Annotated in this window: 22 protein-coding genes; 8 read left to right on the top strand and 14 right to left on the bottom strand. The window is 70.9% G+C overall.

Translation table 11 applies throughout. The annotated features are described in order from the left end of the window. Positions 1–111: 111 nt before the first annotated feature. The 6 genes from ppsA to H0264_RS39365 all read right to left on the bottom strand — a co-directional run bounded on the left by ppsA (position 112) and on the right by H0264_RS39365 (position 6192). Complete coding sequence (gene ppsA, locus H0264_RS25080) at positions 112–2418, bottom strand: phosphoenolpyruvate synthase (RefSeq protein WP_181579808.1); 2307 nt, start codon at positions 2416–2418, stop codon at positions 112–114. An 88-nt stretch (positions 2419–2506) separates the two neighbouring features. Continuing rightward, positions 2507–3718: a site-2 protease family protein gene (locus tag H0264_RS25075; RefSeq protein ID WP_181579807.1), complete on the bottom strand. Its 1212-nt coding sequence runs from the start codon at positions 3716–3718 to the stop codon at positions 2507–2509. Then, positions 3712–3903, bottom strand: coding sequence for a hypothetical protein (locus tag H0264_RS25070; protein ID WP_181579806.1), 192 nt, complete (start codon positions 3901–3903; stop codon positions 3712–3714). Before H0264_RS25070 ends, H0264_RS25075 begins: the two co-directional genes overlap by 7 nt. A gap of 33 nt (positions 3904–3936) precedes the next feature. Beyond that, complete coding sequence (locus H0264_RS25065) at positions 3937–4593, bottom strand: DUF2267 domain-containing protein (RefSeq protein ID WP_181579805.1); 657 nt, start codon at positions 4591–4593, stop codon at positions 3937–3939. 11 nt (positions 4594–4604) lie between these two features. Continuing rightward, positions 4605–5162 (bottom strand): flavodoxin domain-containing protein, encoded by a 558-nt coding sequence (locus H0264_RS25060; RefSeq protein ID WP_181579804.1) that lies wholly within the window; start codon positions 5160–5162, stop codon positions 4605–4607. A 76-nt stretch (positions 5163–5238) separates the two neighbouring features. Next, on the bottom strand, positions 5239–6192 hold the full coding sequence (locus tag H0264_RS39365; protein ID WP_420831985.1) for a DUF302 domain-containing protein: 954 nt from the start codon (positions 6190–6192) through the stop codon (positions 5239–5241). Positions 6193–6310: 118 nt separating this feature from the next. On the opposite strand from H0264_RS39365, the gene acsA reads away from it, so the two are divergent. The 5 genes from acsA to H0264_RS25030 are packed head-to-tail and all read left to right on the top strand — an operon-like array spanning position 6311 to position 12005. Then, a complete protein-coding gene (gene acsA / locus H0264_RS25050; protein WP_181579803.1) occupies positions 6311–8128 on the top strand; it encodes an acetate--CoA ligase in 1818 nt (605 codons plus the stop codon). Positions 8129–8184: 56 nt separating this feature from the next. Continuing rightward, positions 8185–9180, top strand: coding sequence for a pyruvate dehydrogenase (acetyl-transferring) E1 component subunit alpha (pdhA, locus tag H0264_RS25045; RefSeq protein ID WP_420832109.1), 996 nt, complete (start codon positions 8185–8187; stop codon positions 9178–9180). Then, positions 9177–10151, top strand: a complete 975-nt coding sequence (locus H0264_RS25040; protein ID WP_181579802.1) for an alpha-ketoacid dehydrogenase subunit beta — start codon at positions 9177–9179, stop codon at positions 10149–10151. Before pdhA ends, H0264_RS25040 begins: the two co-directional genes overlap by 4 nt. Then, positions 10151–11746, top strand: a complete 1596-nt coding sequence (locus H0264_RS25035; RefSeq protein ID WP_181579801.1) for a 2-oxo acid dehydrogenase subunit E2 — start codon at positions 10151–10153, stop codon at positions 11744–11746. The genes H0264_RS25040 and H0264_RS25035 overlap by 1 nt, the downstream gene beginning before the upstream one ends. 4 nt (positions 11747–11750) lie before the next feature. Continuing rightward, positions 11751–12005 (top strand): acyl carrier protein, encoded by a 255-nt coding sequence (locus tag H0264_RS25030; RefSeq protein WP_181579800.1) that lies wholly within the window; start codon positions 11751–11753, stop codon positions 12003–12005. Positions 12006–12075: 70 nt separating this feature from the next. Here H0264_RS25030 and H0264_RS25025 read toward each other — a convergent pair whose 3' ends face one another. From H0264_RS25025 to H0264_RS25015, 3 genes are all read right to left on the bottom strand, one after another. Then, positions 12076–14640 (bottom strand): cation-translocating P-type ATPase, encoded by a 2565-nt coding sequence (locus H0264_RS25025; RefSeq protein WP_181579799.1) that lies wholly within the window; start codon positions 14638–14640, stop codon positions 12076–12078. 107 nt (positions 14641–14747) lie between these two features. After that, positions 14748–15986 (bottom strand): MFS transporter, encoded by a 1239-nt coding sequence (locus tag H0264_RS25020; RefSeq protein ID WP_181579798.1) that lies wholly within the window; start codon positions 15984–15986, stop codon positions 14748–14750. Next, entirely contained in the window at positions 15986–17002 is a 1017-nt protein-coding gene (locus H0264_RS25015) for an Acg family FMN-binding oxidoreductase (protein WP_181579797.1), read from the bottom strand. Before H0264_RS25015 ends, H0264_RS25020 begins: the two co-directional genes overlap by 1 nt. A gap of 216 nt (positions 17003–17218) precedes the next feature. On the opposite strand from H0264_RS25015, the gene H0264_RS25010 reads away from it, so the two are divergent. Beyond that, a complete protein-coding gene (locus H0264_RS25010; protein WP_181579796.1) occupies positions 17219–18646 on the top strand; it encodes a serine hydrolase domain-containing protein in 1428 nt (475 codons plus the stop codon). On the opposite strand, the gene H0264_RS25005 is transcribed toward H0264_RS25010, so the two are convergent. Further along, complete coding sequence (locus tag H0264_RS25005; RefSeq protein ID WP_181579795.1) at positions 18567–21272, bottom strand: cation-translocating P-type ATPase; 2706 nt, start codon at positions 21270–21272, stop codon at positions 18567–18569. The genes H0264_RS25010 and H0264_RS25005 overlap by 80 nt on opposite strands. Before the next feature lie 342 nt (positions 21273–21614). Beyond that, positions 21615–22472, bottom strand: coding sequence for a universal stress protein (locus H0264_RS25000; RefSeq protein WP_181579794.1), 858 nt, complete (start codon positions 22470–22472; stop codon positions 21615–21617). A gap of 211 nt (positions 22473–22683) precedes the next feature. On the opposite strand from H0264_RS25000, the gene H0264_RS24995 reads away from it, so the two are divergent. Further along, positions 22684–23100, top strand: coding sequence for a hypothetical protein (locus H0264_RS24995; RefSeq protein ID WP_181579793.1), 417 nt, complete (start codon positions 22684–22686; stop codon positions 23098–23100). A gap of 12 nt (positions 23101–23112) precedes the next feature. Here H0264_RS24995 and H0264_RS38320 read toward each other — a convergent pair whose 3' ends face one another. Genes H0264_RS38320 through H0264_RS24985 form a run of 3 tightly spaced genes read right to left on the bottom strand, consistent with a single transcriptional unit; the run spans position 23113 to position 24245 of the window. Then, positions 23113–23367: a hypothetical protein gene (locus H0264_RS38320; protein WP_220139838.1), complete on the bottom strand. Its 255-nt coding sequence runs from the start codon at positions 23365–23367 to the stop codon at positions 23113–23115. After that, on the bottom strand, positions 23337–23690 hold the full coding sequence (locus H0264_RS38315; protein WP_220139837.1) for a CBS domain-containing protein: 354 nt from the start codon (positions 23688–23690) through the stop codon (positions 23337–23339). The genes H0264_RS38320 and H0264_RS38315 overlap by 31 nt, the downstream gene beginning before the upstream one ends. Before the next feature lie 9 nt (positions 23691–23699). Then, entirely contained in the window at positions 23700–24245 is a 546-nt protein-coding gene (locus H0264_RS24985) for a flavodoxin domain-containing protein (protein WP_181579792.1), read from the bottom strand. 194 nt (positions 24246–24439) lie between these two features. Between H0264_RS24985 and H0264_RS38750 the strand changes: the two genes are divergently transcribed. After that, positions 24440–25504 carry a hypothetical protein gene (locus tag H0264_RS38750; RefSeq protein ID WP_244975943.1) on the top strand — a complete coding sequence of 355 codons (1065 nt, stop codon included), beginning with the start codon at positions 24440–24442 and terminating at the stop codon, positions 25502–25504. The last annotated feature ends 134 nt before the right edge of the window (positions 25505–25638 follow it).

Below are 25638 nucleotides of genomic sequence, written 5' to 3'. Positions count from 1 at the left end.
TGATCCTGCATTCCTGGCTGTCGGGCGCGCGACGGATGACGTGCGACTGTCCTCTCAGTCTATGAGGATTCGGCCGAAACTCTCCATTGGCCGGGCCTTCGGCATGGAATGTCAGCGTGGGACGGCCGGATCTCGCACCGCCTGCTCCAGCAGGACACGCCGTTCGGCCGCGGCGATGGCGCGGCGGGCGCGCGGGACCGCGTCCGGTGTCACCGAGATCGAGGTGATGCCCATGCGCACCAGGTGTTCGGCGAATTCGGGTCGGGTGGAAGGGGCCTGTCCGCACAGGGAGGAGGTGATTCCGAGCCGGCGGGCGGTCGAGACGATCCGGCCGATGGCGTCCACGACCGCGGCGTCGGATTCGTCGAAGAGTTCGGCGCACTGCTCGGAGTCGCGGTCCACGCCCAGTATGAGCTGGGTCAGGTCATTGCTGCCGATGGATACGCCGTCGATGCCCAGGCCCACGTATTCGGGCAGGCGATAGATCACCGAGGGCACCTCCGCCATCACCCAGCGGTGCAGTCCGCGCTGGCGTCCCAGTGGGCCGGCGTCGACGAGTTCGAGGCACGCCTCCAGCTCCCATCGGGTGCGTACGAAGGGAATCATCAGGTGCAGGTTGGGGTTTCGTTCGCGGACGCGGGCCAGTGCGGCCAGTTCGAGGCGGAACATCTCCGGTTCGCGCACATAGCGGTAGCAGCCGCGGAAACCGATCATCGGATTGTGCTCCAGCGGCTCGTAGCGGGAGCCGCCCTCGAGGGCACGAAACTCGTTGCTGCGCAGATCGGTTGCCCGATAGATGACCGGACGCGGCGCGAAGGCGGTGGTGATGGCCAGCAGCGAATCCGACAGGGTCGCGACGAACTTCTCGCCCTCGCCGCGTGCGATGAGATCGCGGGGATGGCGGCCCCCGAGCGCCTGGGTCAGCAGGGTCTCCGCGCGCAGCAGCCCGACGCCGTCGACCTCATCGGCGGCCACGCGCTCGGCGACCTCGGGCAGGGCCAGGTTGACATACAGGCGAGTCGCGGTGACCTCGGCGGGTGCGGCGACGGGGCGGGCCGGGGCCGGGATCCGGACCGCCTCGGTGCGCCCGGCCCGGACCAGTCCCGCGGAACCGTCGACGGTGACCGCGGCGCCCGGCGCGAGATCGGTGGTGGCGGTGCGGGTTCCGACCACGCACGGCACGCCCAGCTCGCGGGCCACGATGGCGGCGTGACAGGTCATGCCGCCGCTGTCGGTGACCAGCGCCGCGGCCCGCGAGATGGTGGGCAGCCAGTCCGGATTGGTCATCGGGGCCACCAGGATTTCGCCGTCGCGCAGCGCCGAACCTTCGGCGGGTGAGTGCAGGACCCGCACCGTACCGGCGGCCTGCCCGGGCGCGGCGGCCAGCCCGCGCAGCAGGACCCGGCCCGGAACCGGCCCGGCCATCGGGGGTTTCGCGCCTTCGGCATCGGGCAGCATGGTGATCGGGCGGGCCTGCACCAGCCACAGCCGCTCGTCGTCGAAGGCCCATTCCACGTCCTGCGGCAGGCCGTGGTGATGCTGCTGGACCCGCAGCGCCAAACGCGCCACCTCGACCGCTTCGTCGTCGGTGAGCACCGGCGTCTCGGTTTCGGTGGCGGTCAGCTGGACGTGCCGGTCCCCGTCGGGCCCGGCGACGATGGCGAACTCCTGATGCCCGTGCCGGGCCGAGAGCAGCGTCGGCCCCGCCGCGTCGAGCAGATAGGTGTCGGGTTCGGTGGTTCCGGACACCACCACCTCGCCCAGGCCGCGCGCGGCGTCCACGACCACCCGGTCGCGGCGTCCGCTGGCCGGGTCGGCGGTGAAGGCGACTCCCGCGCGCCGGGCGGCGACCATGCACTGCACCACGACCGCCATGGCGGGCCGCTGGTGCATGCCGCGCCGGGCTCGGTAGGTGAGGACGCGCGGGGTGAACAGGGACGCCCAGCAATCGACGACGGCGGCCATGAGTTCCTCGTCACCGTGAATATTGGTGCGCGAGAGGTTCATTCCCGCGAAGGAGGCCGTCGCGGAGTCCTCGCCGACCGCCGAGGACCGCACGGCCACCGCGGGTGCGTTCCCGAGCCGATGATAGGCGGTCACAATGCTGTCGCGCACGGCAGCGGGGATCGGCGTCTCGTGCACGAATTCCCGCATACGGCGGCAGAATTCGCCGAGCTGATCCTCATCGGCCGGTGTGGCCGACAGGGCGGCCGCGAGCGCGCGCTCGTGCAGCGAGTCCAGTTCCTTGCCGTGCGGACCGCCGGAAACGACGTCCTCGTAACAGGATTCGAGAATCACGAAGCCGGACGGCACCGGCATCCGCGCCGCCACCAGCTCACCCAGGTTGGCGCCCTTGCCGCCCGCGCGGTCGGCATCGCTCAATCGCAGTTCACCCAGGTCGGCCACATAATCGCCCATCACGGCTCCATCCATCGTGTGTCGTCGGTATCAGCGTCTCGTGCGGGCGGCCCGGTGCGGCAGGGGAGAAGGTCACGCCCGGCGGGGGCTACAGTCCGCTCGGATGAGTCGACGGAGCGGTGTCCGTGAGCCACCTGCTGCCCGGCCGCAGCGGTTCCGGGGCCGTGGTGTGGTCGATCGGCAGTCCGAGCGCGGAGCGGTCGCAGGCCAGGGTGAGGTCGGTGGCGGTGACGAGCCCGGCGAGGCGGCCGACCGGATCGACCACGGCCACCGCATCGAGGTTGGGGCGCAGCAGGACCCGGGTGGCCACTTCGGCGAGCGGTTCGTCCGCGCCGACGATGGCGGTGGGCGGCAGCCGGCGCGCCAGCTCGGCGAGATCGGCTGTGGCGCGAATCTTTTCCGGTACCGCGACCACATCGGACCAGGCCAGCACCGCGAACGGGCGGCCGGCGTCGTCGATGACGGGGAAGACGCGGTGCTTGGTGTGCGTGGCGGCCGAACCCAGCAGGTCGGTGACCTTCCAGGAACCGCGCAGCGCCATCGGGTCGGGCGTCATGATGTCGTGAATCCGGGTGTCGCCCAATCGGTGCCGCAGTCCGGACGCGGTGAGCTCGGTGTGCGCGGCGGTGCGCAGGAACCAGCCCAGCAGCATCAGCCACAGGCCGCCCGCCTGACCGAACAGGAACACCTCGCCCAGTCCGGTGAACAGCAGCACCAGGCCGAGGATCTGACCGCTGCGGGCAGCGGCGGTCGCGGCCCGCAGCCGGTCGCCGCTGCGCCGCCACAGGATGGCGCGCAGCACCCGGCCACCGTCCAGCGGTGCGCCGGGCAGCATATTGAACAGGGCCAGCACGGCATTCACCATGGCCAGCCACACCAGCACGGCGGTGACCGTCCCGTCGGGGGAGATCAGGGCGGCCAGCGCCGCACCGCCGCCCGCGACCGCGGCCATGCCCAGGCTGGTGGCCGGTCCGGCCAGCGCGATGCGCAGATCGGCGCGGGCGTCGCGCGGTTCCTCGGTGAGTTCGGAGACGCCGCCCAGCAGCCACAGCACAATGCCCTGGACGCGAATACCATTGCGGCGCGCCACGATCGAATGCGCCAGCTCGTGCGCCAGCAGGCATGCCACCAGGGCGAGCGCGCCCGCGACGGCGGTGATCCACACCGTCGCCGTACTGCCGGTGCCGGACAGATAAGCCCCGAGCACCCACGTGAACAGTCCGACGGTGACCAGCGCGGACCAGTGCGCCGAGATCTCGACCCCGGCGACGCGGCCGAGCGGAATCGTATTCTTCACCATGATGTTTCCTCGATGATGCGGGGCCGCCGGGGACGATCCGCGGGCAGGAGCAGCAGCCCGAGCACCGGGACCGCGGCGAACATGAGCGCGAACAGCAGGGTCACGGCGGGTGCTCCGGCCAGCACCAGGCCGCACATGACCAGGGGGAGGGCGAGTACGAACAGGGGAGCGTGGCGGACGGTCATCGCGGGTACCTCGCAACGGGGTAGGGGAGAGAATCAGTGGGCGCGCGCCGCGGGACCGGTCAGGCCCTCGGCCAGCAGGATGCGATGGGCCTGCTGCGCGGCGGAAGCTCGTGCGGCGTCATCGGATTCGACGCCGGGGAGGGTCTCCAGGCCGCGGGCCAGCACCGCCACGGCGGCCGACAGCGCGCGCACCCGCTGTTCGAGTTCGATCGGCGGGCCCGCCGGAGGCGTGAAAACGCCCGCCCCCGCGAAGATTTCGGCGGTGTCGACGCCGATCAGCAGGACGCGGAGCTTGACCGGGATCTGCGCCAGCACATGGTCGAGCGCTCCCGGGGAGAAGAGTTCGGCCAGCGCATCGGTGACGGCTCCGGCGAGCGGCACCGCCTGCGCGACGGAAACGCCCGCCTCCCTGCTGAACTGGGCCAGGAACGACGACACGTCATGGTGGACCGGCACGTGCGCCGGAATCCAGCCCTCGTAGAAGATGCCGCGCAACAGCTCGGGCAGCTGAGCGGCCAGATGCGCGGACGCGCTGACACCCAGGCGGTCGCGCACGGTGTGCAGCCACGCCCGCAGGGCGCGGTGGGCGAAGGCGCGATCCGGGGCGTCGCCGAGCCGGTCGTCGACGACGGCCAGCCATTCGTGGGCGGTGTGCACGGCCGGGGCGAAGGGGTCGGTGTGGTGACTCATCGGGACTCCTTTCAGGGGTGGGTCGGGACGGTGTGGGCCTTGGGCAGATGCAGCGCCTGCGCGATGCTGTCGGCCCACAGTTCGATGGCGGTCCAGTCGCGCAGGTCGCCGTAGCGGGTGCCGCCCAGGACGCGGTAGAGCGCGCGGGCCTCGAGCGAGACCCCGGCGCGCTCGTAATGCCCTGCGAACGTGCGGTATTCGCGGGGTGCGATGGCATCGCGCAATCGCGCGATGCGCTTGGGCACCCGGCGTCCGAGGTAGCGGCCCAGGGGACCGGTGAGCGCGGGGCCCAGGCCGACGCCGAACAGCCATACCTTGCGCACGGTGAGCGCGTCGTGGTGGGACCGGACGAACTCGGTGGCCTCTGGCAGGAAGTCCATATTGTGGATGGCACTGCCCAGCACGACGACGTCGAAACGGGACAGCTCCGGGGCGTGTTCGACATCGGCGACCTCGACGGTCGCGCCGCGCCCGGCGAGACTCGCGCCCAGGTATTCGGCGATCTCACGCGTAGCGCCCTGCGCGGTGGCGTAAACAACTGCGATGCGGGGAGTTTCGTGTGTGTCCATGCCATAGAGCCTGGCCGGGCGCGGGTGTCGCGGTGAGAGGACTCGTGCCCGGCGCTCGGGGACCATGGTCATCTGCTCACGAGGCGGCGGTGGTGGGATGGCGCAGGTCGGTGAGCGCGGCGACCAGCAGCCGGTGGGTCTCGGCGGCGACCGGATCGAGATCGGGTTGATACAGCGCGTGCGCCAGCACTTCCGGATCGGCGGCCTCCACCAGCACTCCGGTGTCGTCGGCCCGGATCACGACATGGCACGGCAGCAGCAGCCCGGCCTGGCGGTCGGCCGCGAGCGCGCGGGCCGCCAGGGCGGGATGGCAGACCCCGAGGATCAGGTAGTCCTCGATGTGCTCGCCCGCCTTCTCGCGCAGCGTGGCCTGCATGTCGACCTCGGTCAGCACGCCGAATCCCTGCTGCCGCAACGCTTCCACGGTCCGGGTCACCGCCTCGGCGAAGGTCGTGTCCAGATGCGCCGAGACGGCCGGCGCGGGCGCGATCGGTATGCGGATCTCGGTGATCAGCTGGCGGGGATCGCTCACCTCGTCCGGGCCGATGAGATACGCCTCGGTGGGCGGCCCGATCGGGCGGCAGCCCGTGTCGTGCACCCACTCCCGCAGCGCGCGATAGGCGGCGTCGAGTCGACGGTAGCTGCCGCGATGGCAGGTGCGGGCCACCAGGCGCGGCGGCTGGATCACGATTTCCGCCCCCGAGCGGGGCCCGAGATTGGGCGCGGGTTCGACGGGCAGGCCGAAATCCACCACGATGGCCTCCTCGGAGGGCAGCTCGCGATGGAAGGTGATGGTCGGCGCGCCGTTGGCGGTCAGGCCCGCGTACTCGGCGGCCTCGCTCAGCCGCGCCATACCCGCGACGATGCCCTCGCTCAGCAGATCGGGGCGGATCTCGAGCGGAATCCGCAAGACCGTCTGCGGTGCGGTCTCGCACGAACTCACTCGATAGTCCATGGACTTGCCTCCTTTCAGGGACGGTGACCCCAGGGTGTGCCCGGCCCCCGGCAGGGCCACAGAGGCAAAGGTCATGCCGCCGGGGGTACAAGCGCAGGGACCGGCGCACGGCGGACCGAGGTCACCGCCGGTGTGGACTTTGCGCCCTGCCGCGTGGCCGGACGCGCGGCGTTCACTGGGTGCAGGAGGACTCATGAATATCGCCAGTGAGCACAGCGTTTCGTCGGTCGAGCCGACACGCTGGGAGCCGATCGACAAGAGTGCCGTCGAGCGCGCGAGCGCCAACCTGACCGACTATGCCCTGTCCTGTCGCGAGTTCACTTGGGAGGCAGCGCGTTCGGGCATGAGCGGAGCGTTCGGCGCGACGGTGAACATCGCCCACGAGGCGGTGGACCGGCATCTGGGCACCCCGCGGGCCCATGCGCCCGCCCTGCGCTGGCTGGGTGCGACCGGCAGCCGGGTCACCCTGACCTACGCCGAATTGGCCGGGCTGAGCAATAGATTCGCCAATGTGCTGCGCGGACTCGGGGTGCGCCGCGGCGAGCGCGTCTGCGTGCTGCTGGGCCGCACCCCGGAGCTGTATGTCGCACTGCTGGGTGCGTGGAAGGCGGGATGTGTTGTGGTGCCGTTGTTCTCGGCCTTCGGCCCGGAACCGGTGCGGCAGCGCCTGGAGCTCTCCGGGGCCACGACGCTGGTTACCACCAGAGCGCTCTACGACCGCAAGGTAGGCCCCCAGCGCGATGTCTTGCCCGCGCTGCGGCATGTGCTGCTCACCGATCCCGGTGTCGACGATCCGATTCCGCCCGACACCATCGAGCTGGCGTTGGCCATGGCCCTCGCCGAGCCCGAATTCCCGCTTGTGCCAACCGGTCCCGAGGATCCGGCGCTGCTGCACTTCACCAGCGGCACCACCGGCAAACCCAAGGGCGCGATCCATGTGCACGGCGCGGTGCTCGCGCACCGGGTCACCGCCCACTACGCGCTGGACCTGCGCGCCGGCGACACCTTCTGGTGCACCGCCGACGCGGGCTGGGTGACCGGCATGTCCTACGGCGTGATCGCGCCACTGTGCCTGGGCGCCACCCTGATCAGCGACGAAGCCGAATTCGACGCCCAGCGCTGGTATCGCATCCTGACCCGGGAGAAGGTGACGGTCTGGTACACCGCCCCCACCGCGCTGCGCATGCTCATGCGGCGCGGTGACGCGCTGCCCGGCGGCACCGATCTGTCCGCGCTGCGCTTCGTGGCCAGCGTGGGCGAACCGCTGAATCCCGAAGTGGTGGAATGGGGTTACCGGGTGCTCGGCCATCCCGTGCACGACAACTGGTGGCAGACCGAGACCGGCGCGATCATGATCGCCAACCTCGCGGCGGCGCAGGTGCGGCCCGGATCCATGGGCCGCCCGCTGCCCGGTATCGAGGCCACGGTGCTGCGGCGCGGGCCCGACGGGCGCGCGGCCCTCGTGGACGGCACGGTCGAACCCGCCGCGGTGGACGAGATCGGCGAACTGGCCCTGCGCGCCGGCTGGCCCTCCATGTTCCGGGGCTACTGGAACGATCCCGAGCGCACCGCCAAAGCCTTCGAGGACGGCTGGTACCTCTCGGGCGACCTGGTCCGCCGCGACGCGGACGGCTACTACTGGTTCATCGGCCGCGCCGACGACGTGATCAAATCCGCCGGGCATCTGATCGGCCCCTTCGAGGTGGAGAGCGCGCTGCTGGCGCATCCGGCGGTGGCCGAAGCCGGTGTCATCGGCGTCCCCGATCCGGTGGCCGGGGAACTGGTGAAGGCGTTCGTGGTGCTGAAACCGGGCTACGAACCCACCGACGATCTGCGCGCCGAGCTCAGCGCGTTCGGCCGCCGGGCCCTGGGCGCGGTGGCTCCCAAACTGATCGATTTCGCCGAGGCGCTGCCGCACACGCGCAGCGGCAAGGTGATGCGGCGGCTGCTCAAGGCCCGTGAACTGGGTCTGCCCGAGGGCGACGTGTCGACCCTGGAGGGCGTGTCGTGAGCGCGGCGAAGACGAACAAGCAGCGGGGGCCGGTGCCGCCGGTCCACGAGGACCCGGTGCTGGGCGACCCGACCGGGGCCACCGACTCCGAGTCCCCGGATCGCCGAATCGCCCTGCTGCGGCAGATGATTCGTATCCGGCGCTTCGAGGAACGCTGTGTGCGGCTCTACAGCGCCGAGCGGATTCGCGGTTTCCTGCACCTCTACATCGGCGAGGAGGCCATCGCGGCCGGACTCCTCGGCGAGATCGGGCCGCAGGACGCGGTCGTGTCCACCTACCGCGAGCACGGTCACGCGCTGGCGCGCGGGGTTCCCATGGCCGCTCTCATGGCCGAAATGTTCGGGCGCGCAACCGGATGCAGCGGCGGGCGCGGCGGCTCCATGCACCTGTTCGACGCGACTCGACGGTTCTATGGCGGCAATGCCATTGTGGCGGGCGGACTTCCGATCGCGGTCGGGCTGGCCCTCGCGGACGCCATGCGGGACCGATCGGTGGTGACGGTGTGCCTGTTCGGCGACGGCGCCATGGCCGAAGGCGAGTTCCACGAATGCCTGAACCTGGCCGCGCTGTGGCGGTTGCCGGTCCTGTTCGCCTGCGAAAACAACCGGTACGCCATGGGCACGTCGCTGGCGCGCGAACACGCGGTCACCGATCTGGCCTTGCGCGCAGCCTCCTACGGCGTGGTGTCGTGGGCGGTCGACGGCATGGACGCCGAGGCCGTGGCCGAGGCGACCCGGCGCGCCGTCACCGCCATCCGCGCCGGCGGCGGGCCGTGCTTCCTGGAGTTGCGCAGCTACCGCTTCCGGGCGCATTCGCTCTACGACGCCGACAAATACCGGGACAAGACCGAGATCGAGGACTGGAAGACGCGGGACCCCATCCCGCGCCTGTCCGCGGCGCTGCTGTCCGCGGGCGTGCTCGACGCGGACGGTCTCGCGGCGATCGAGGCGACCGTCACCACCGAACTCGACGAGGCGATCAGCGCGGCCGAGGCCGGACCGCTCGAACCGGTCGCCGACCTGACCCGGCACGTCTACGCGGAGCGGCCATGACCACCATCACCTATCGCGACGCGCTGCGGGAAGCCTTGCGCGACGCGCTGATTCGCGACGACCGTGTCTTCCTCATGGGCGAGGACGTCGGTGCGTACGGCGGCTGCTTCGGCGTGAGCCGCGGCCTGCTCGACGAGTACGGACCGCGCCGCATCCGCGACACCCCGCTGAGCGAATCCGCGTTCGCGGGCGCGGGAATCGGTGCGGCCCTGGGCGGAATGCGGCCGATCGTGGAGATCATGACCGGCAACTTCAGCCTGCTGGCCCTCGACCAGATCCTCAACAATGCCGCGACCCTGCGGCACATGTCCGGCGGCCAGTTCGGGGTGCCGGTGGTGATCCGCATGGCCACCGGCGCGGGACGGCAACTGGCGGCCCAGCATTCGCACAGCCTGGAAGCCTTCTACGCGCACATTCCCGGCCTGCGCGTGGTGTCGCCCGCGACGGTGGCCGACGCCCGCGGCATGCTGTGGACCGCGCTCGAGGACCCGGATCCGGTGGTGATCTTCGAACCCATCGCGCTGTACAACAGCGAGGGCGAGCTGCCCGCGGACGCCGGCCCGGTCGACCTCGACCGGGCGGCGATCCGCCGCCCGGGCACCGATGTCACCGTGGTCGCCTACGGCGGGACCGTGCACGTCGCCGAGGAGGCCGCCGAACTCGTTGCCGCCGACGGCATCTCGGCCGAGGTCGTGGATCTGCGCACGCTGCGCCCGCTCGACGAGACCACCCTGCTGAATTCGCTCGCGCGTACCCACCGCCTGGTGGTTGTCGACGAGGGCTGGCGCAGCGTCGGCATCGCCGCTGAAATCGCCGCGCGCGCGGCCGAACTCGCCTACTACGACTTGGACGCGCCCATTCAGCGCGTCTGCACCGCCGAGGTGCCCATCCCGTACGCCCGCCACCTCGAAGAAGCCGCGCTGCCGCAGCCGGGGACCGTCGCTGACGCCCTTCGCAAGGCGGTGCGGTGATGCCCCAGTTCCTGATGCCGTCGCTCGGTGCCGACATGACCGAGGGCACCGTCCTGCAGTGGCTGGTCCACCCCGGCGACACCGTCCACCCCGGCGATGTGGTGGCCGAAGTCGATACCACCAAAGCCGCCATCGAAGTCGAATGCTTCGACGACGGCGTCATCGGCGAGATCCTGGTCCCCGAGGGAAGCACCGTCGCGGTCGGCACCCCGCTGGCCACCATCGAACCGGCGTCCATGCCTGCCGCCCAACCGCAGCCCACCGGTCCGCCGCTTCCCACGGGCGAAGCCGTGGCGGAAACCAGCGCACCGCACCCGGCACCGGCCTCGGCCGACAAGCCCCCGGCCGAATCGGGACGTTCCCCGGTCGCCGCACATGGCAACGGCGAACGGCCGGATGTCCTTGCGACACCGCTGATTCGGCGGCTCGCCGCCGAGGCCGGAATCGATCTGCACACCGTCCACGGCTCCGCCCCCGGCGGGCGCATCGTGCGGGCGGACGTGGATCGCCTTGTGGCACAAGAACACCGCGGTGGGCGACCGGCCGGTGCCAATGGTGAGCGGACGGCCGTCGCCGAGCCGATCGCGGCGGAGCGGGGGTCGACGGCACCCGCCGACCGGCATGTGCGGGCCAGTGGGTACGCACGGAGGCTCGCGCGGGAACTGTGGATGGATCTGGCCGCGGTCACGGGAAGCGGACCCGGCGGAGCTATCCGTGTCGCGGACGTTCGTGCGGCGCAACGGATAGCGACGACAGCGGCAGCACCTCGGGACGGCAGCGGGAGGATGCTCGGCGACGGCGACGCGAGCCGCGCCGGGGGTGTGAGCCGTGCCGGGGGCGCCGAGGACTCCGGCCGATCCTTGCCCGGTCCGGCCGTGCCGGTGCCCGGCGAACCCGCCGTGACTGGTACGACCGCGGTACCCGGGCGTGATCAGGCGGCCATGCGGTCGTTGATCGCTGCGGCCATGACGCGGTCGAAACGGACTGTCCCGCACTACTATCTGTCGGCGACCATCGATATGGACGCGGCGATGCGCTGGTTGCGGGAGACGAATCTGCGGGCGCCGGTGTCCGAACGGATTCTCCCGCCCGCGCTGCTACTGCGGGCCACCGCGCTCGCGGCGCGGAAGGTGCCGCAACTCAACGGATTCTGGGTGGATGACGAATTCCGGCCCGCCACGGATGTCCATCTGGGGTTCGTGGTGTCGCTGCGTGGCGGCGGCATCATCGTCCCGACCATCGCGCACGCCGACACCCTCGATGTGCCCGCCATGATGGCGGCGCTGCGGGGTGCGGTCTCCCGCTCGCGCGAGGCCCGCCTGCATGCCGCCGACACCACGCCCGCCACCCTCACCGTCACCAATCTCGGTGAGCTGGGCGTGGATTCGGTCTACGGCGTCATCGCGGCCCCGCAGGTCGCCATTGTCGGGTTCGGTGCCATCACCGAGCGTCCCTGCGCCGTGGACGGGCTGCTGGGGGTGCGGCCCCAGCTCACCGTCACGCTGTCGGCCGACCATCGCGCCAGTGACGGGGCCATCGGCGCGCGTTTCCTCAATGCCCTCGCCGACCTGATACAACGCCCGGAGGAGCTGTAATCCCATGCCCGCCACCATCACCCGGCAAACCGCCGACACCCTCATCCGCAACGCGCTGCGCGGATTCGCCCCGGATTCGGTGCTGCTCGATCTCCCGGTGGACGCGCCGCTGCGCGAAACCCTGGACCTCGACTCCATCGACTTCCTGACCTTCATCGAACGCCTGTCCGCGGCGCGCGGCGCGCGGATCGACGAGGACGACTACCCGCGACTGGCCACCATCGCCGCCGGAATCGACTTCCTCGCCGAAATCGACTGACAGACAACCGCATCGGAAGGAACCAGCGGGGCGTCGAGTAGCATCGGCGCCCCGCAGGCATGTCGAGGCGTCACCCGGCACGGCTGGAATCGGCCGGGTGCAGCACGCGGTCCAGGCGCACGGCGGCGTAGCCGAGAACCGACAGCGCGGACACGATGAGAAGGTCTGCGAGGGCAAGGGATTCGGTGCCCAGCAGTTGTTGCAGCGGCGAGAGGTAGACCGCACCCACCTGCAGGGCGAGGGCGACGACCACGGCGACCAACAGCATGGGATTGGCCAGCGAACGCGGACGGGCCCGGGAACCGAGCGCGGCGCCCAGCTGTGTCGCGCCCAGCGCGAAGAACGCCATGGTCTGCCAGGGCCGGTCGGTGTGCTGCGCCCAGACCGCGACGCCCAGGGTGACAGCGGTCAGCACCACCGCCACCCGCAGCACCCGCTGCCAGAGTCCCGCGCCGAGAATGCTTTCCGTCGGCGGACGCGGTCCCCGCCGCAGCGTGCCCGGGTCGGCGGGTTCGCCGCCCAGCGCCACGCCGGGCAGCCCGTGGGTGAGCAGGTTGATCCAGAGAATCTGCGCCGGCAGCAGCGGCAGCGGCAAACCGAGGAACGGTCCCGCGAGCATGACGGTGATCTCCGTGGCGCCGCCGGAGAGCCCGTAGACCAGGAACCGCCGAATATTGGCGTAGATGCGCCGCCCCTCCTCGACGGCGGCCACGACCGTGCCCAGATCGTCGTCGGCGAGCACGAGATCGGCGGCCTGGCGCGCGACCTCGGTACCGCGCCTGCCCATCGCCACGCCGATATCGGCATGCCGCAGTGCGGGTGCGTCATTGACGCCGTCGCCGTTCATGGCCACCACCTGACCCTGATCGCGGAGGTCCTGGATGATGTCGAGCTTCTGGCTCGGTGTCGCCCGCGCGTACACCTCGGCGCGTGGCAGTCGCGCCCCAGCGTGCGGCCGGCAGTCGACCACCGCGCCGTCGGCGCCGATGATGCCGGTATCGGTCGCGATGGCACGGGCGGTGCCGGGATGGTCACCGGTGATCAGCACGGGGCGGATGCCCGCCTCACGGCAGGCGGTGATGGTTCCGGCCGCGGCCGGGCGCGGCGGATCCAGGATGGCGACCAGCCCGAGCAGGGTCATCGCGTGCTCGGGGTCCGTCTCAGGATCCCAGAGTCCGTCGTGATCGGCCTGTGCCACGGCCAGCACCCGGAACCCTGTGTGCGCCAACTGATCAGCGCGTTCTCGGGTGCGGCGCAGCAGCTCCGTGTCGATGTTCAGCACGCCGGACTGCAGCAACGCTTCGGGAGCGCCCTTGCACAGGACCCGGTAGCGGCCTTCGGGCAGCCGATGGATGGTGCTCATGCGTTTGCGATCGCTGTCGAAGGGGCGTTCACCGATCCGCGGCAGCCGTTCCGCGAGTTCGGCGCGGTCCAGGCCGAGTTGAACGGCGGCCGAGAGCAACGCGACCTCGGTCGGGTCTCCGAGGGCGGTCCATTCCCCCTCCGCATCGCCGGGCGGCAGCAGGCGGGCGTCATTGCACAGCGCCGCCGCCGACAGCAGCTCGGTGACCGGCGGCAGATCCGGCGGGGCGAGCACCCGATCGCCCGCGCGCACCGTGCCGATCGGCGCCTGCGCCGACCCGGTGACGACGGCTTCGGCTGTGGGCGTCCATATTTCGCGCACCACCATGCGCCCCTCGGTGAGCGTGCCGGTCTTGTCGGTGGCCAGCACGGTCACCGACCCCAGCGTCTCCACCGCGGGCAATCTGCGAATCAGTGCATGCCGTGCGGCCATGCGCCGAGCCCCCAGCGCCAGCCCGAGTGTCACGACGGCGGGCAGCGATTCCGGGACGGCGGCCACCGCCAGGCTGACGGCCGTCACGGCCATCAGCTCGAACGGCTGCCCGCGCAGCAGACCCAGTGCGAACACGATCACACACAGCACGACCGTGACCACCGCTAGCAGCCGGCCGACGTCGACGAGCCTGCGCTGTAAGGGCGTCAGCCCGATCCCGCCCTGCAGTTCCCGCGCGATGCGCCCGACCGCCCCGGCGGCCCCGACCGCGGTGACCACCGCGCGCCCCCGGCCCCGCACCACCACCGTCCCCGCCGACAACAGGCGGTCACCCGCCGAATCCTTGTTCACCGCAACCGATTCGCCGGTCAGTGCGGACTCGTCCACCAGCAGCGCGGCAGCCTCGCGCACTGTGGCGTCGGCCGCGACGATATCCCCTTCGGCCAGTGCCAGCAGATCCCCGACCACCACCTCCGTGGCGGGCACCTCGCACTGCACCCCGTCGCGGATCACGCGCGCGGTCGGCGCGGTCAGCAGCGACAGCGCCGAGATGGCGCGATCCGCGCGCACCTCCTGCGTGACCCCGACAGCCGTATTGGCCACGATAACCAGCGCGATGACCGCCAAATCCGTCCAATCGCGGGTGAACGCGGTGAACCCCACCGCCACCAGCAGCACAATGATCAGCGGATCCCGCAACTGGTTCGCCACCCGCCGCCACAGCGGCACCGGAGGCCGCCGCGGCAGCACGTTCGCGCCATCGCGTGCCCGCCGGACAGCCACCTCCGCGGAGGACAGACCGCCCGCGTCCGCCAGTGTCGCGGTTCGACTCGCCGTCATCTCTTGCGCCATGCCGATCAGCCTGCCTCGGCAGGCCGGTCGCCGGGCAGGGTCGCCCCGCCCGCCTTGGGAGGACCAAAGCCCTTGCGGTGCTGCTCCGAATCTCGCTAGTCGGGTGACTCGGGACCGGCCGGAGCCGGCGTCGCGGCGGGCGGGCCGGTGCGGGTTCGCGGCAACTGCGGGTAGAACCAGGCGAACAATCCCAGCGCGGCGGCCTGCATCGCCAGCAGGGTCAGTACCAGCACCGGAATGGACACGTCGTAGAGGAGTCCGGTGAGCGCGCCTCCCGCCGCCAATGCCACGCCGCCTGCCGCCGCGTAGACGCCGTAGGCGGTGGCGCGGCGTTGCGGTCCGACGAGGTCGGCGACCACGGCGCGCATGGTGGATTCCTGCACGCCGACCGCCGCGCCCCACAGCAGCACGCCCGCGATCATCCAGCCGTCGCCTGCGACGAAGACGAACACCGCCGCGAGGGCGCTGAGCAGCGGCAGCGCCGCGAGAACCCGTGCGCCGCTACGGTCGTACACCCAGCCGCTGATCAGCGCGGCGACCGCATCGACGGCCATGGCGGCGGCGTAGAGCACTGCCACCGCGGACGTGCTGTATCCGCCACGGGTGACCAGATGGAAGGAGACCACGCCGAAGGTGGCGAATCCGGCGAGTGTGACGGCGGTGAACACGGCGTACTGCCGGAAGGCCGGTGGAAACGGCTCGGGGTTTCCTGAGTCGGTGGGATCCGTTGTCGTCGAGTGGGTTTCGTATCGTTCCGGATGCGGTTCGCGCAGGCGCAGCCACAGCAGCAAGGCGAGAACCGCGGCCGCGGGCGCCGCGAGCACCCCGAGCGCGAGGCGGAAATCTCCGCCCGAGAGCGCCAGTGCCGCGGCGACGGTGAGCGGCCCCAGCAGCGCGCCGATCTGATCCAGCGATTCGTGCACCGCGAATCCCCGGCCGCGCCCGGCCGAGGCCGCCGCGAATGACAGCAGCGTGTCCTTGGCCGGGCTGCGCACCGCCTTGCCGACGCGTTCGGCGAGCACCAATGCGCATGCCACCCAGAGCAATCCGGTGAATCCGAGCAGGGGCACCGACAGCACGCTGAGCGCGTATCCGGCGATGGTCCAGCGCCAGAACGCACGCGTGCGATCGGTCAGCGGACCCGACACCAGCCGCAATCCCAGCGCCGCCGCCTCACCCAGGCCGGTGATGACGCCGACGAGCGCCGCACTCGCGCCGAGCCCGGCCAGCAGCGGACCGCTCACCGAGCGCGCGCCCTCGTACACGATGTCCGCGCACAGGCTGATCACGCCGAATGCGGCAATGAATCGCCAGGCGCCGAGCGGCGGCCGCATTACGAATCCGCCGGTGTGGCAGGTTGATTGGTGAAGATCTCGGAGAGGGGCCGGCGCGGCGTGCGCGTGGGTAGCTCGCCCGCGGGCGCGGTGCCGATGCGGATCAGCACCTGCGGCAGCACATGACGGCCCAGCGGCGCGGCGACCGCCCGACGTGCGGCAGGCAGCTCGGTGACATGGGTGAGCGCACAGGTGGCCAGTCCGCGCGCCGTGCATTCCAGCAGCACCGCCGACAGGGCCTCACCGGTGTGCAGCCACAGCGGTTCGGTGTCGTCGTGCGTGCTCAGCACGACCACGGCGGCCCGATCCCGCAGTGCGGCACGGCGATCGGCGCCGCGCTGCTCCGGGAAGCGGCGGGCCAGTTCCACGCGCTCGCGTTCGGCGGCGGAGCTCAGCGCATCCGGCGGGATACCCTGCGCCGGATCGGGATGTCCTGTCCACCAGTCCAATTCGGCCTCGTACAGGGGATCGTAGCGGCGTGCGCCGACGGCCTGCCGGGAGGCGGCGACCAGCCGCGCGCGGTCGTTGTCGGAGTATACGTCGAGGACCAGGTCGTGCGGCTCGGCCAGCGCGCGCAGAACCGGCAGCAGATCAGCCCAGCCGGTCGGCTCGGACAGTGGCAACCGGTCGGTGTAACGACGCTCGATGGCCGCGGCCCGGCCGGCCACCGCGCCGGGCACCTCCGGTCGCCGGTAGAAGCGAACGGAGGCCAGCAGATCCGGTCGCTCCCGATCGGGCAGGCGCACGACATCGGTATGCCAGCCGTGCGCGGCGAAGGCGGTGCGCGCGTGGTGCAGTGCCGCGCCACAGCTGATCACCCACTGCCGGCAGTGCGGATCGGTGGCGAGCAACCGCCGGTCCAGGTCGCCGTGCAAATGCAACCGGGAACCGTCGAAGACCCAGCGCCAGGGTTGCGTATTGTGCACCGAGGGGGCGCGGGCGGCGATACGCATGGCCTCCAGCAGTGTCGCGTCGTCGGGCACGGTCGCGGCGGCACGAGTGTCGAGATCGGGCATATCGGGGAGTCTGCTTGGCGCGGAACATGATCGGTACCGTCGTTGCGCCCCTGTTCGCGGGTCCATGGTCACCTGGGGTCCGGACCCCGGTAAGGCGATGGAAGGACCAAGGTCCCTTCGAGTTCATCCGCTCTGCTCTGCCTTCGCGCTCCGGCTGGTTTCAGGGTGGAGACAGGCGAATCCGGCCGGGTGCCGGACCATGCGACGGGAGCGATGATGCGAACAACGAATGAGGCCGAGATGGCCGAACGGGTCAGCGGTCTGCTCAACCGGCATCCAGCGGTGGGGCTCGCCGCGGCCGTGGTGCGCGACGGTGAACTGGATTTCTTCGCGGGGCACGGCGTTTCGGACCTGGAGTCGAATCGGCCGGTCGCGCCGGACACGATCTTCCGGGTGGCCTCGATCACCAAGACCTTCACCGCGATCGGGGTGATGCAGCTGTGGGAACGGGGAATGGTCGATCTCGACGCGCCGGTGAGCCATTACCTGCGCGCGTACCGGCTGCGGCCCGCGCGGGCCGATTTCGGTCCGGTGACCTTGCGGCACCTGCTGACTCACACCTCGGGGATCGGGGAAACGGTGCACCCGGCCCAGGTGCTGGCTCCCGATTTCGGGGAGAGCGTGGCGCCGGGCCGCCCGCTGACCTCCCTCGCCGAGTACTACCGGGGCGCACTGCGGGTGCAGGCGGATCCCGGCACCCGCTGGACCTACACCGACCACGGTTTCGCGACGGCAGGCCAGGTCATCGAGGACGTCACCGGCACGTCCCTGCCGGATTACCTGCGCGCCAACGTCTTCGAACCGCTCGGCATGACCGATACCAATGTGGAGGCTGCCGGTCTGCCGCACGAGCGCGTGGCCACCGGATACACCCTCGCTGCGCGTGGGCCGCGCGCGGTCGCGCGCCGGGAGCTGGTCACCGTGGGTGCGTCCAATGCGAATTCCACCACGACGGATATGACGCGATATCTGGTCGCCCTGCTCGGCGGCGGCGCGAACAAACACGGCTCGGTGCTGCGCCCGGAGACCCTCGCCGCCATGTACGCGCCGCACTATCAGCCCGATCCCCGGCTGCCGGGCATGGGCCTGGGCTTCTTCCGGCAGGACATCGGTGGGCATCAGGCGGTCGAACACCAGGGCATCCTGCCCGGATTCAACTCCCAGATCTGGCTGGCACCCGACGCGGGCATCGGAGTGATGGTCTTCCTCACCGGAGCGGCCCGCGCCACGATGTGGCTGCCCGCCGCCACCGCCGGTCTCCTGGCCGCCGCCCTCGGTGTTCCGGAACCTGAAGTGCGCGCGGATATTCCGCATCACCCGGAGATCTGGCATCGCATCTGCGGGCGCTATCGGGTCGCGGGCGCCCTCGCTGATGTGCGGTCCCGGCTGGCGGTCGGCGCGGGCGCCGACATCCGCATCCGCGCGGGTGTGCCCGTGCTGCGGATACTGACACCGGTGCCCGCCCTGTTGCGCGGCCTGCCGTTGCGCCCCGACGACCCCGCCGATCCGTACGCCTTCCGCATCGACCTGTCGGCCTACGGGATCGGGTCCGCCAGAATCGTTTTCACGCCCGAGGGCGGCGGAGTCGCCGCGGCGATGCGTACCGATCTGCTGCCGATGACCCTGCACCGAACCGGGCATTGATGCCCTTGTAGATCAGGTCCAGCACCAGCACCGCGGGTACTGCCAGGGCCGCGGTGAGCCAGCCGAGCGCGTTCGGCACCGACCCGCCCAGGAGTTCGGGAAGCGGTGGCAGCCACAGGAATACACCCAACAGCACCAGTTCCACGGCAATGGCGGCAGGCAGCAGCGGATTGTCCCGCCAGCCGCCGAACCGGGCCGGACGCGACTCGCTGCGGCAGGCGAACGCATTGGTGAGCTGACCGAAAACCACTGCGGTGAACAGGGACCCGGAGGCGAGCGCCACCAGCGCCGGATCCGCGGGCGCGCCCCAGCGCCAGCCGCCCGCGTACAGCACGGCCAGGAAAGCCAGCATGCCCGCGCCGGCTTCGGCCGGCCCCAGCGTCAGGAAGACCCGGCGCAGCAGGCGGCCGTCGACGAGGCTGCGGACCCGGGCCGGGCCGTCCATGGTGCGTGGATTGGGCGGCTCGGCGCCCAGCGCCAGCGCGGGCAGCATATCGGTGCCGATATCCAGCGCCAGCACCTGAAGCACGGTGAACCCCAAGGGAACCGCGCCGCCGGAGGCGGCCCAGACCGCGAACGGCGTCAGCTCGGCGACATTGTCGGTGAGGTGATAGGTCAGGAAGCGGCGGATATTGGCGAAGGTGGCACGCCCGAGCCGGATGGCCGAGACGATGGTGCCGAAATGGTCGTCGAGCAGCACCAGATCCGCGGCCTCGCGAGCCACGTCGGTGCCGGATGCGCCCATCGCGATGCCAATGTCGGCGGTCCGCAGGGCCGGGCCGTCATTGACACCGTCTCCGGTCATGGCGACGATGTGCCCGCACTGCTGCAGCACCCGCGCGATCCGCAGTTTCTCCTCCGGCGCGACCCGGGCGACCACCACGCCGTCGGAATTCAGCAGCGCTCCCAGCTCGTGGTCGTCGCCGGGAAGATCCTTGCCCTCCACCACGATTCGCCGGTCGCCGAACAGTCCGACCTCGGCGGCGACGGCTGCGGCGGTGCCCGGATGGTCGCCGGTCACCATCGCCACCCGGACCCCGGCGCGGCGGCAGGCCGCGATGGCCTCCGCAACATCGGGCCGGGGCGGATCCTCGAGGCCGACCAGTCCGAGCAGACGGGTACCGCCCTGGTCCGTGCGCCTGGCCACCGCGATCACCCGCAGGCCCCGCGCGGACAGTTCGGCGACCCGTGCCTCTGCGGTCGCGCGAGCATCGCCGGTGTCCGGGGCCGAAGCGCAACCGGTGGTGGGGTTCGGCGCACGGTCGGTGCCGGGGCCGGTTTCACGGCCGGTGTCAGAGCCTGCGGAGCATCCGGTGTCCCGTTCCGAATCACACAGTGGCAGTACAGCTTCCGGTGCACCGGTGATGTGGATGCCGTCGGCGTCGGTCACCTGGGCGCGGCGCAGATGCGGGTCGAAGGGGTCGCGAGCGCGGATGGGCGGCGCGGGTGGGCAACCGGCCCGGGCGGCCAGGACATGCAGGGCGACCTCCATGGGATCGCCCACCGGCGTCCAGCGTCCGGCCCGCTGCATCACGTGCGCGTCCGGCGAGCAGCGTGCCGCCGAATCCGCCAGGGCGGCAGCGGCATTCACCGCCGCGGGCGGGCCCTCGAGCCCGCCGTCCGGGTCATATCCGGCCCCGTGCACGGTCACCTCGCCGAGCGGCGTCCACACCCGCACGACCTGCATCTCATTGCGGGTGAGGGTGCCGGTCTTGTCGGTGCAGATGAAGGTGGTCGCGCCCAGCGTCTCCACCGCCTCGAGCCGCCGCACCAGGGCATTCGCCTTCGCCATGCGCTGGGCGGCCCGCGCCAGCGACAGCGTCACCGTGGGCAGCAGCCCCTCGGGCACGAGCGCGACCGTGACGCCGATGGCGAACAGCAGACTCTCGGTGGTATCGCGGCCCAGCGCCGCGAACGCGGCGAACGACAGCACGCCGACCAGCAGCGCGAGCACCGCGACCACCCGCACCACCCGGTGCAGCTGCTTGGTGAGCGGGCTGCGCGGGCGCGACGCCCGCTGCGTGATGGCCGCCAACCCGGCCAGCCGGGTGCCCCGCCCGGTGGCGGTCACCACCGCTTCACATTGCCCGGCAACGACATAGGTGCCCGCGTGGATGACGCTTCCCGCCGCGATGTCGATCGGTCGGCTCTCCCCGGTCAGCATGGATTCGTCGATCTGCAATCGCCCCGCCGCCGTCACCTCGGCGTCGGCGCACACCCGATCACCCGCCTCCAGCGTGATCAGATCACCCGAAACCAGTTCGGCGGCATCGACACTGGTGACCCGGCCGTCCCGCCGCGCCCGGGCGCGCAGCGGCAGCAGATCCCGCAACCGTTCGGCGGCGCGGTCGGCCCGATACTCCTGGGCGAAGGCGAACGCGCCATTGAGCACCACCACCACGGCGATGGCCACCGCCAGCGCGGGCATCCCGGCAATCAGCGCCAATCCCGCTGCGGCCCAGAGCATCAGCGCGAAGAAGTGCGTCAACTGCCCGGCCATGAGCAGAATCGGCCGGGGGCGCGGCGGGACCGGCAGCGTATTGGGCCCATCCCGGCGCAACCGCAAGGCCGCTTCGGCTGCGCTGAGCCCGACTTCGTTGTCTGCCAGCACTGTTGCGGGGTTCATCACGATCCGGCCACCCGATGGGAGCCAGTGTGCCGCCCGCGGTCGGGCCGTGTGACCCGATATCGATTCACCTGGTTCTGCATCGGAACCTCCCTCGGTCGTCCTTGTCGAGCCTGCGCGCGACGAGTGCGGCGGGTACAGGGGAGAAGGTCCTGGTGTCGCGGGACGAACCGTCGTGCGCGCGGGGGACGACGGTTGCACCCCGTTGAGCCGAGCCCGGCGACCGTATGCGGATCTCGCACACCGTGCGCCGATTTCGCCGATCACCTCGTCGACGCGCCGCCGGAACCAGTGCGGCCCGAGACGGTCATCCGTCCGGTCGACGCCATACGGCGGCGGAGCTCAGCGGTACAGCAGTACGGGGCAGGGCGCGTGGTGGAGGAGATCCCGGCTCGTCGATCCGAACAGTGCGGCGGTCGCGGCATTGCGGGCGCGGGTGCCGACCACCAGCAGCTGGGCGTCTCGTCCCATTGCGGCCAGCATGGTTGCGGGCACCCCGGTTACGGTCACCTCGGTGGCCTCGACGTGTGGATACTTCGTTCGGTACGGGGCGAGTGCGTCCGTCGGAACGTTCTGTTCGGTTTCGGCGTGGTCGTACTGCCGGCCGACAGGTGCGATCCGGTGCGGGCGGGCGTGCACGGCCAGCAGCGACACCCCGAACGCGTCGGCCAGTTCGAATCCCAGCTCGAGGGCTCCGGTGCTGAGCGGCGTGCCGTCCACGCCCACCGCGACCGGACTGCGGCGCGGTATGGGCCGGCCCGCGACGCCGCGCCAGACCACGACCGGACAGTGTGCGTGCCGGGCGACCGCCATGGTGGTCGGGCCGACCACCCGGTTGTCCCACGCGGTCTGCGCGCCGACCACCAGCAGGCGGGCTTGTGCGCTGCGTGAGATGAGGGCGAGATCCGGTGCCTCCGGGGTGGTTTCGGTGGCGACCGGCAGTTCGGGCGCGTAGGTGCGGACCAGCGCGGCCGCATGGTCGGCGGTGCTCTCGGCGATCCGGTGCCAACGTGATGGCGGATTGCTCTCGGGCGTGCGCGCATCCATGGTCCGGTGGGTGAAGAACGGTGGCGCACAGGCGATGACGAGCGGAGTGTGAAGCCGTTCGGCGGCGTAGGCAGCCCATCGCACGGCATTGAGGGACGTTCCGGACCCGTCCACTCCGACGACGACAGCGCCCTGATCGCGATGCGCGTCCATCGAACCTCGTTCCCCGCGTAGCGAATCCAGGCGAGACCTCTGTGTCCTTCGACGATGACGCACGTCCGGCGCGGCCACAGGATGCGAGTGACACCGAAACGGGGGACCAAAGGCCATCGGAGACGGATCGGATTGCACTGCCGCACAACGTGGTCGGGAGGCCAGACTCGACCTGTCACGACCGTAGACGCTGGAGAGGAACCGTACCGCCATGACTATCACCCGATATGTGCGAAACAATGATGCGGTGGCGTCGGTCCTGGTGCTGACATCCGGGTTCGTCGCGGCATGGGCCTACGCCGGTGCGCTCGGACTGGCGGGTGGCGGGATCGACCTGGGAAGCGCTGCGACACAGCGTCTGCCGTTCGACAGTCCGGTGTTCGCGGGCGTCGCGCTGCTGCTGGTCGTCGCGGTGCCCATGACCGCCGCAGCGGTGGCCGTCGCCCGCGGCGAGCGGCGCGCACCCGAGTTGGCGATGGCCGCCGGAACGCTGCTGATCGGCTGGATCATCGCGCAGTTGTTGATTATTCACGTGTTCAGCTGGTTGCAGCCGGTCAGCGTCGTGTTCGGCGCGGCTGTGCCGGCGCTGGGCATGGCGCTGCGGAGCCGGGCGGCCCGCCGACGCTGACTCGGCGGCGGGTCAGCGTTCGGGCAGGGCGGTGGCGTCGTCGACGAGTTCGACATGCCCCGCGCCCACCACCGTGTGCGCGAGCGCCGCCACCACCTGCTCCTCGGTGTCGTCGGCGAACAGGCCGCGGATGGTGACGCGGCCGTCGACGGCCTCGATGCTCCACTGGCGGCGGCTGCCCGCGTAGTCGTCGAGCAGGGCGCGGATCCGGGCCTCGACGGTGGTGTCGTCGCGGATCAGAGCGCGCAGCAGGTCGCTGCGCGCCACGATGCCGACGAGCAGGCAGCCTCCACCACCGGCATGGACCGCAGTTGTCCGGTGAGCATGCGCGAGGCGATGGCGGAAGTGTCGGTGCCGGGAGTGACGACCTCGACCGGGACGGTCATGACCGCCGCGACGGTGGCCGTATCCAGGTGGCCGATGACGGAGAGGGCGTCGGACTCGGAGAAGACGCCCACCACGCGGCCCTGGTCGTCCACCACGGGAAGGGCGGCGAAGTGGTGTCCGGTGAGAAGCGAGATCGCTTCGCGGACCGGGGTTTCCGGATGGGCCGTCACCACCGGACGGCTGAGCACGTCGCGTGCGTGCATGAGGTCACCTCACTGATGTGTCGAAGCAGCGTCGGACAGCCGGAGCTCGCCGGCGATCGTCTCGGACCAGGCGAGGATGGACTCCCAGTCCCGCAGGTCCCCGTAGCGGCCACCGCCCATGGCGACATAGACCCAGTGCACCCACCACGGTCCGGAACGCTCGATACGGCCCGCGAAGCTCCGATAGCCCCTTGGTGCCACCGAATCACGCAGGGCGGCAATACGACTCGGCACCTGTCTGCCGAACCACCGTCCGATCGGGCCGCGCAGCGCGGGGCCCAGGCCCACGCTGAACAGCCAGACATCGCGGCTGTTCAGATCGTCGCGGTGGGTGCGCACATAGTCGGCCGCCGCGGGCAGCCACGCCATATTGTGGATGGCGCTGCCGATGATGACGGCGTTGAAGCCGGACAGTGCCGGCGCCTCCTCGATATCGGCGACCTCGACCAGCGCACCGCGCGAGCGCAACTGTAACCCGATGAAATGGGCGATCTCCCGTGTCGACCCCTGCGCTGACGCGTACAGGACCACGGCATGGATGCTGTGCGTTGCCATGAATTCAGCGTGGCCGCACCGGTGATCGGGCGGCAGAGGCGCACGACCCGCGCGCTGCGGGACCAATGACCCGGGCCGCCGGGTGGACGGTGCTGATCGGGTCCGAAAGGCAACGGTGGGAGGGACTTTCGATCCTGGGGCGGCCCGCCCGACCGGCGCATGATCGGCAACGACGGAGCGATCGGGATCGAGGCATGCCGGAGGCAATGGTGACCACCAAATTCGAAACACCGGGTATCGGCGCATCGACGGTGCTGATGGCGTTGCGTCTGCCCGTGGGGCTCGGCCACAGCGTGGGCGAACTGCGATATCAGGGCCGGCGTTCGGGCCGCCACATCGCCTTGCCGGTGTCGTATGTGCGGACGGGTGACAGCGTGGCCGTCCGCGTCGGCAATGCGGAGGCGAAGCGGTGGTGGCGCAATTTCCGTTCCCCGCACCCGGTGTCGATCCGGCTCGACGGGCAGTGGCTGTCCGGGACCGGGCGGCTCGCGATGCCGGGAACGCTGGAACACGAGGAGGTCGGGGCGATCTATCAGAGCGCACATCGCAACGCGCAGCTCGATTCGGTCGACCCGTATGTGGTGATCGACGTGCGCACCCCGCACCCCGTTCCGGCGCAGCAGCCCGCCGACACGCGAGAAGACTTGTGGCGGAGGTGGTTTCGCCGGGTAACGCTCGGTGAGCTGCTGGGTTTCGCCGCCCCCGCGCTGGCGGGAGCGCTGGCCGCGGACGCCGCGCCGTGGGTGCTGGCGGTCGCGCTGCTGGCCGCGGGCGCGATCGAGGGCACCGTGCTGGGCTGGTTCCAGGCCGGCGTGCTGCGGTCGGTGCTGCCCGGATTCCCGGTGCGGAACTGGACCCTCGTGACGGCTGCGGCCGCGGTGTTCGCCTGGGCGATCGGGGTTGTCCCCGTGCTGTTCGGCGATCGAATCAGCGAGTGGCCGCCACTGGTGCAGGCGCCGGTGATCGCGGTCGGCGCCACCGTGCTGGTGTTTTCGATCGGCACGGCGCAGTGGCTGATACTGCGGAGCCGTAGCCACCGCGCGGCACTGTGGATCTGGGCGAATGTGGTGGGCTGGATCACCGGATTGCTTGCCTTCACCCTGGTGACGACCCCACTGTGGCAACCCGGTCAGCCGGCTGTGCTGGTCGGTCTCATCGGGCTCCTGGGCGGTCTGCTGATGGCGGCCGTGATGGCGGCCGTGACCGGTGTGTTCCTGCTCCGAATCGTCGGGCGCGACCATCTGATCGACCATGGCTGAGCCGCGGCCCGAAGCGCCCGGGGGTACACCTGGCGTAGGTGACCGGGGACCTTCGGCCCTGCCAGGAACGGCGCCACGCTGGTCTCATGGAATATCGAGTACCGAGAAACTAGTCGACCAAGGAGGTCGCTGCC

The sequence above is a fragment of the Nocardia huaxiensis genome (assembly GCF_013744875.1).
Lineage (GTDB): Bacteria > Actinomycetota > Actinomycetes > Mycobacteriales > Mycobacteriaceae > Nocardia > Nocardia huaxiensis.
The sequence above is the reverse complement of the archived record's forward strand: the minus strand, read 5'-3'. Positions and strand labels throughout refer to the sequence as shown.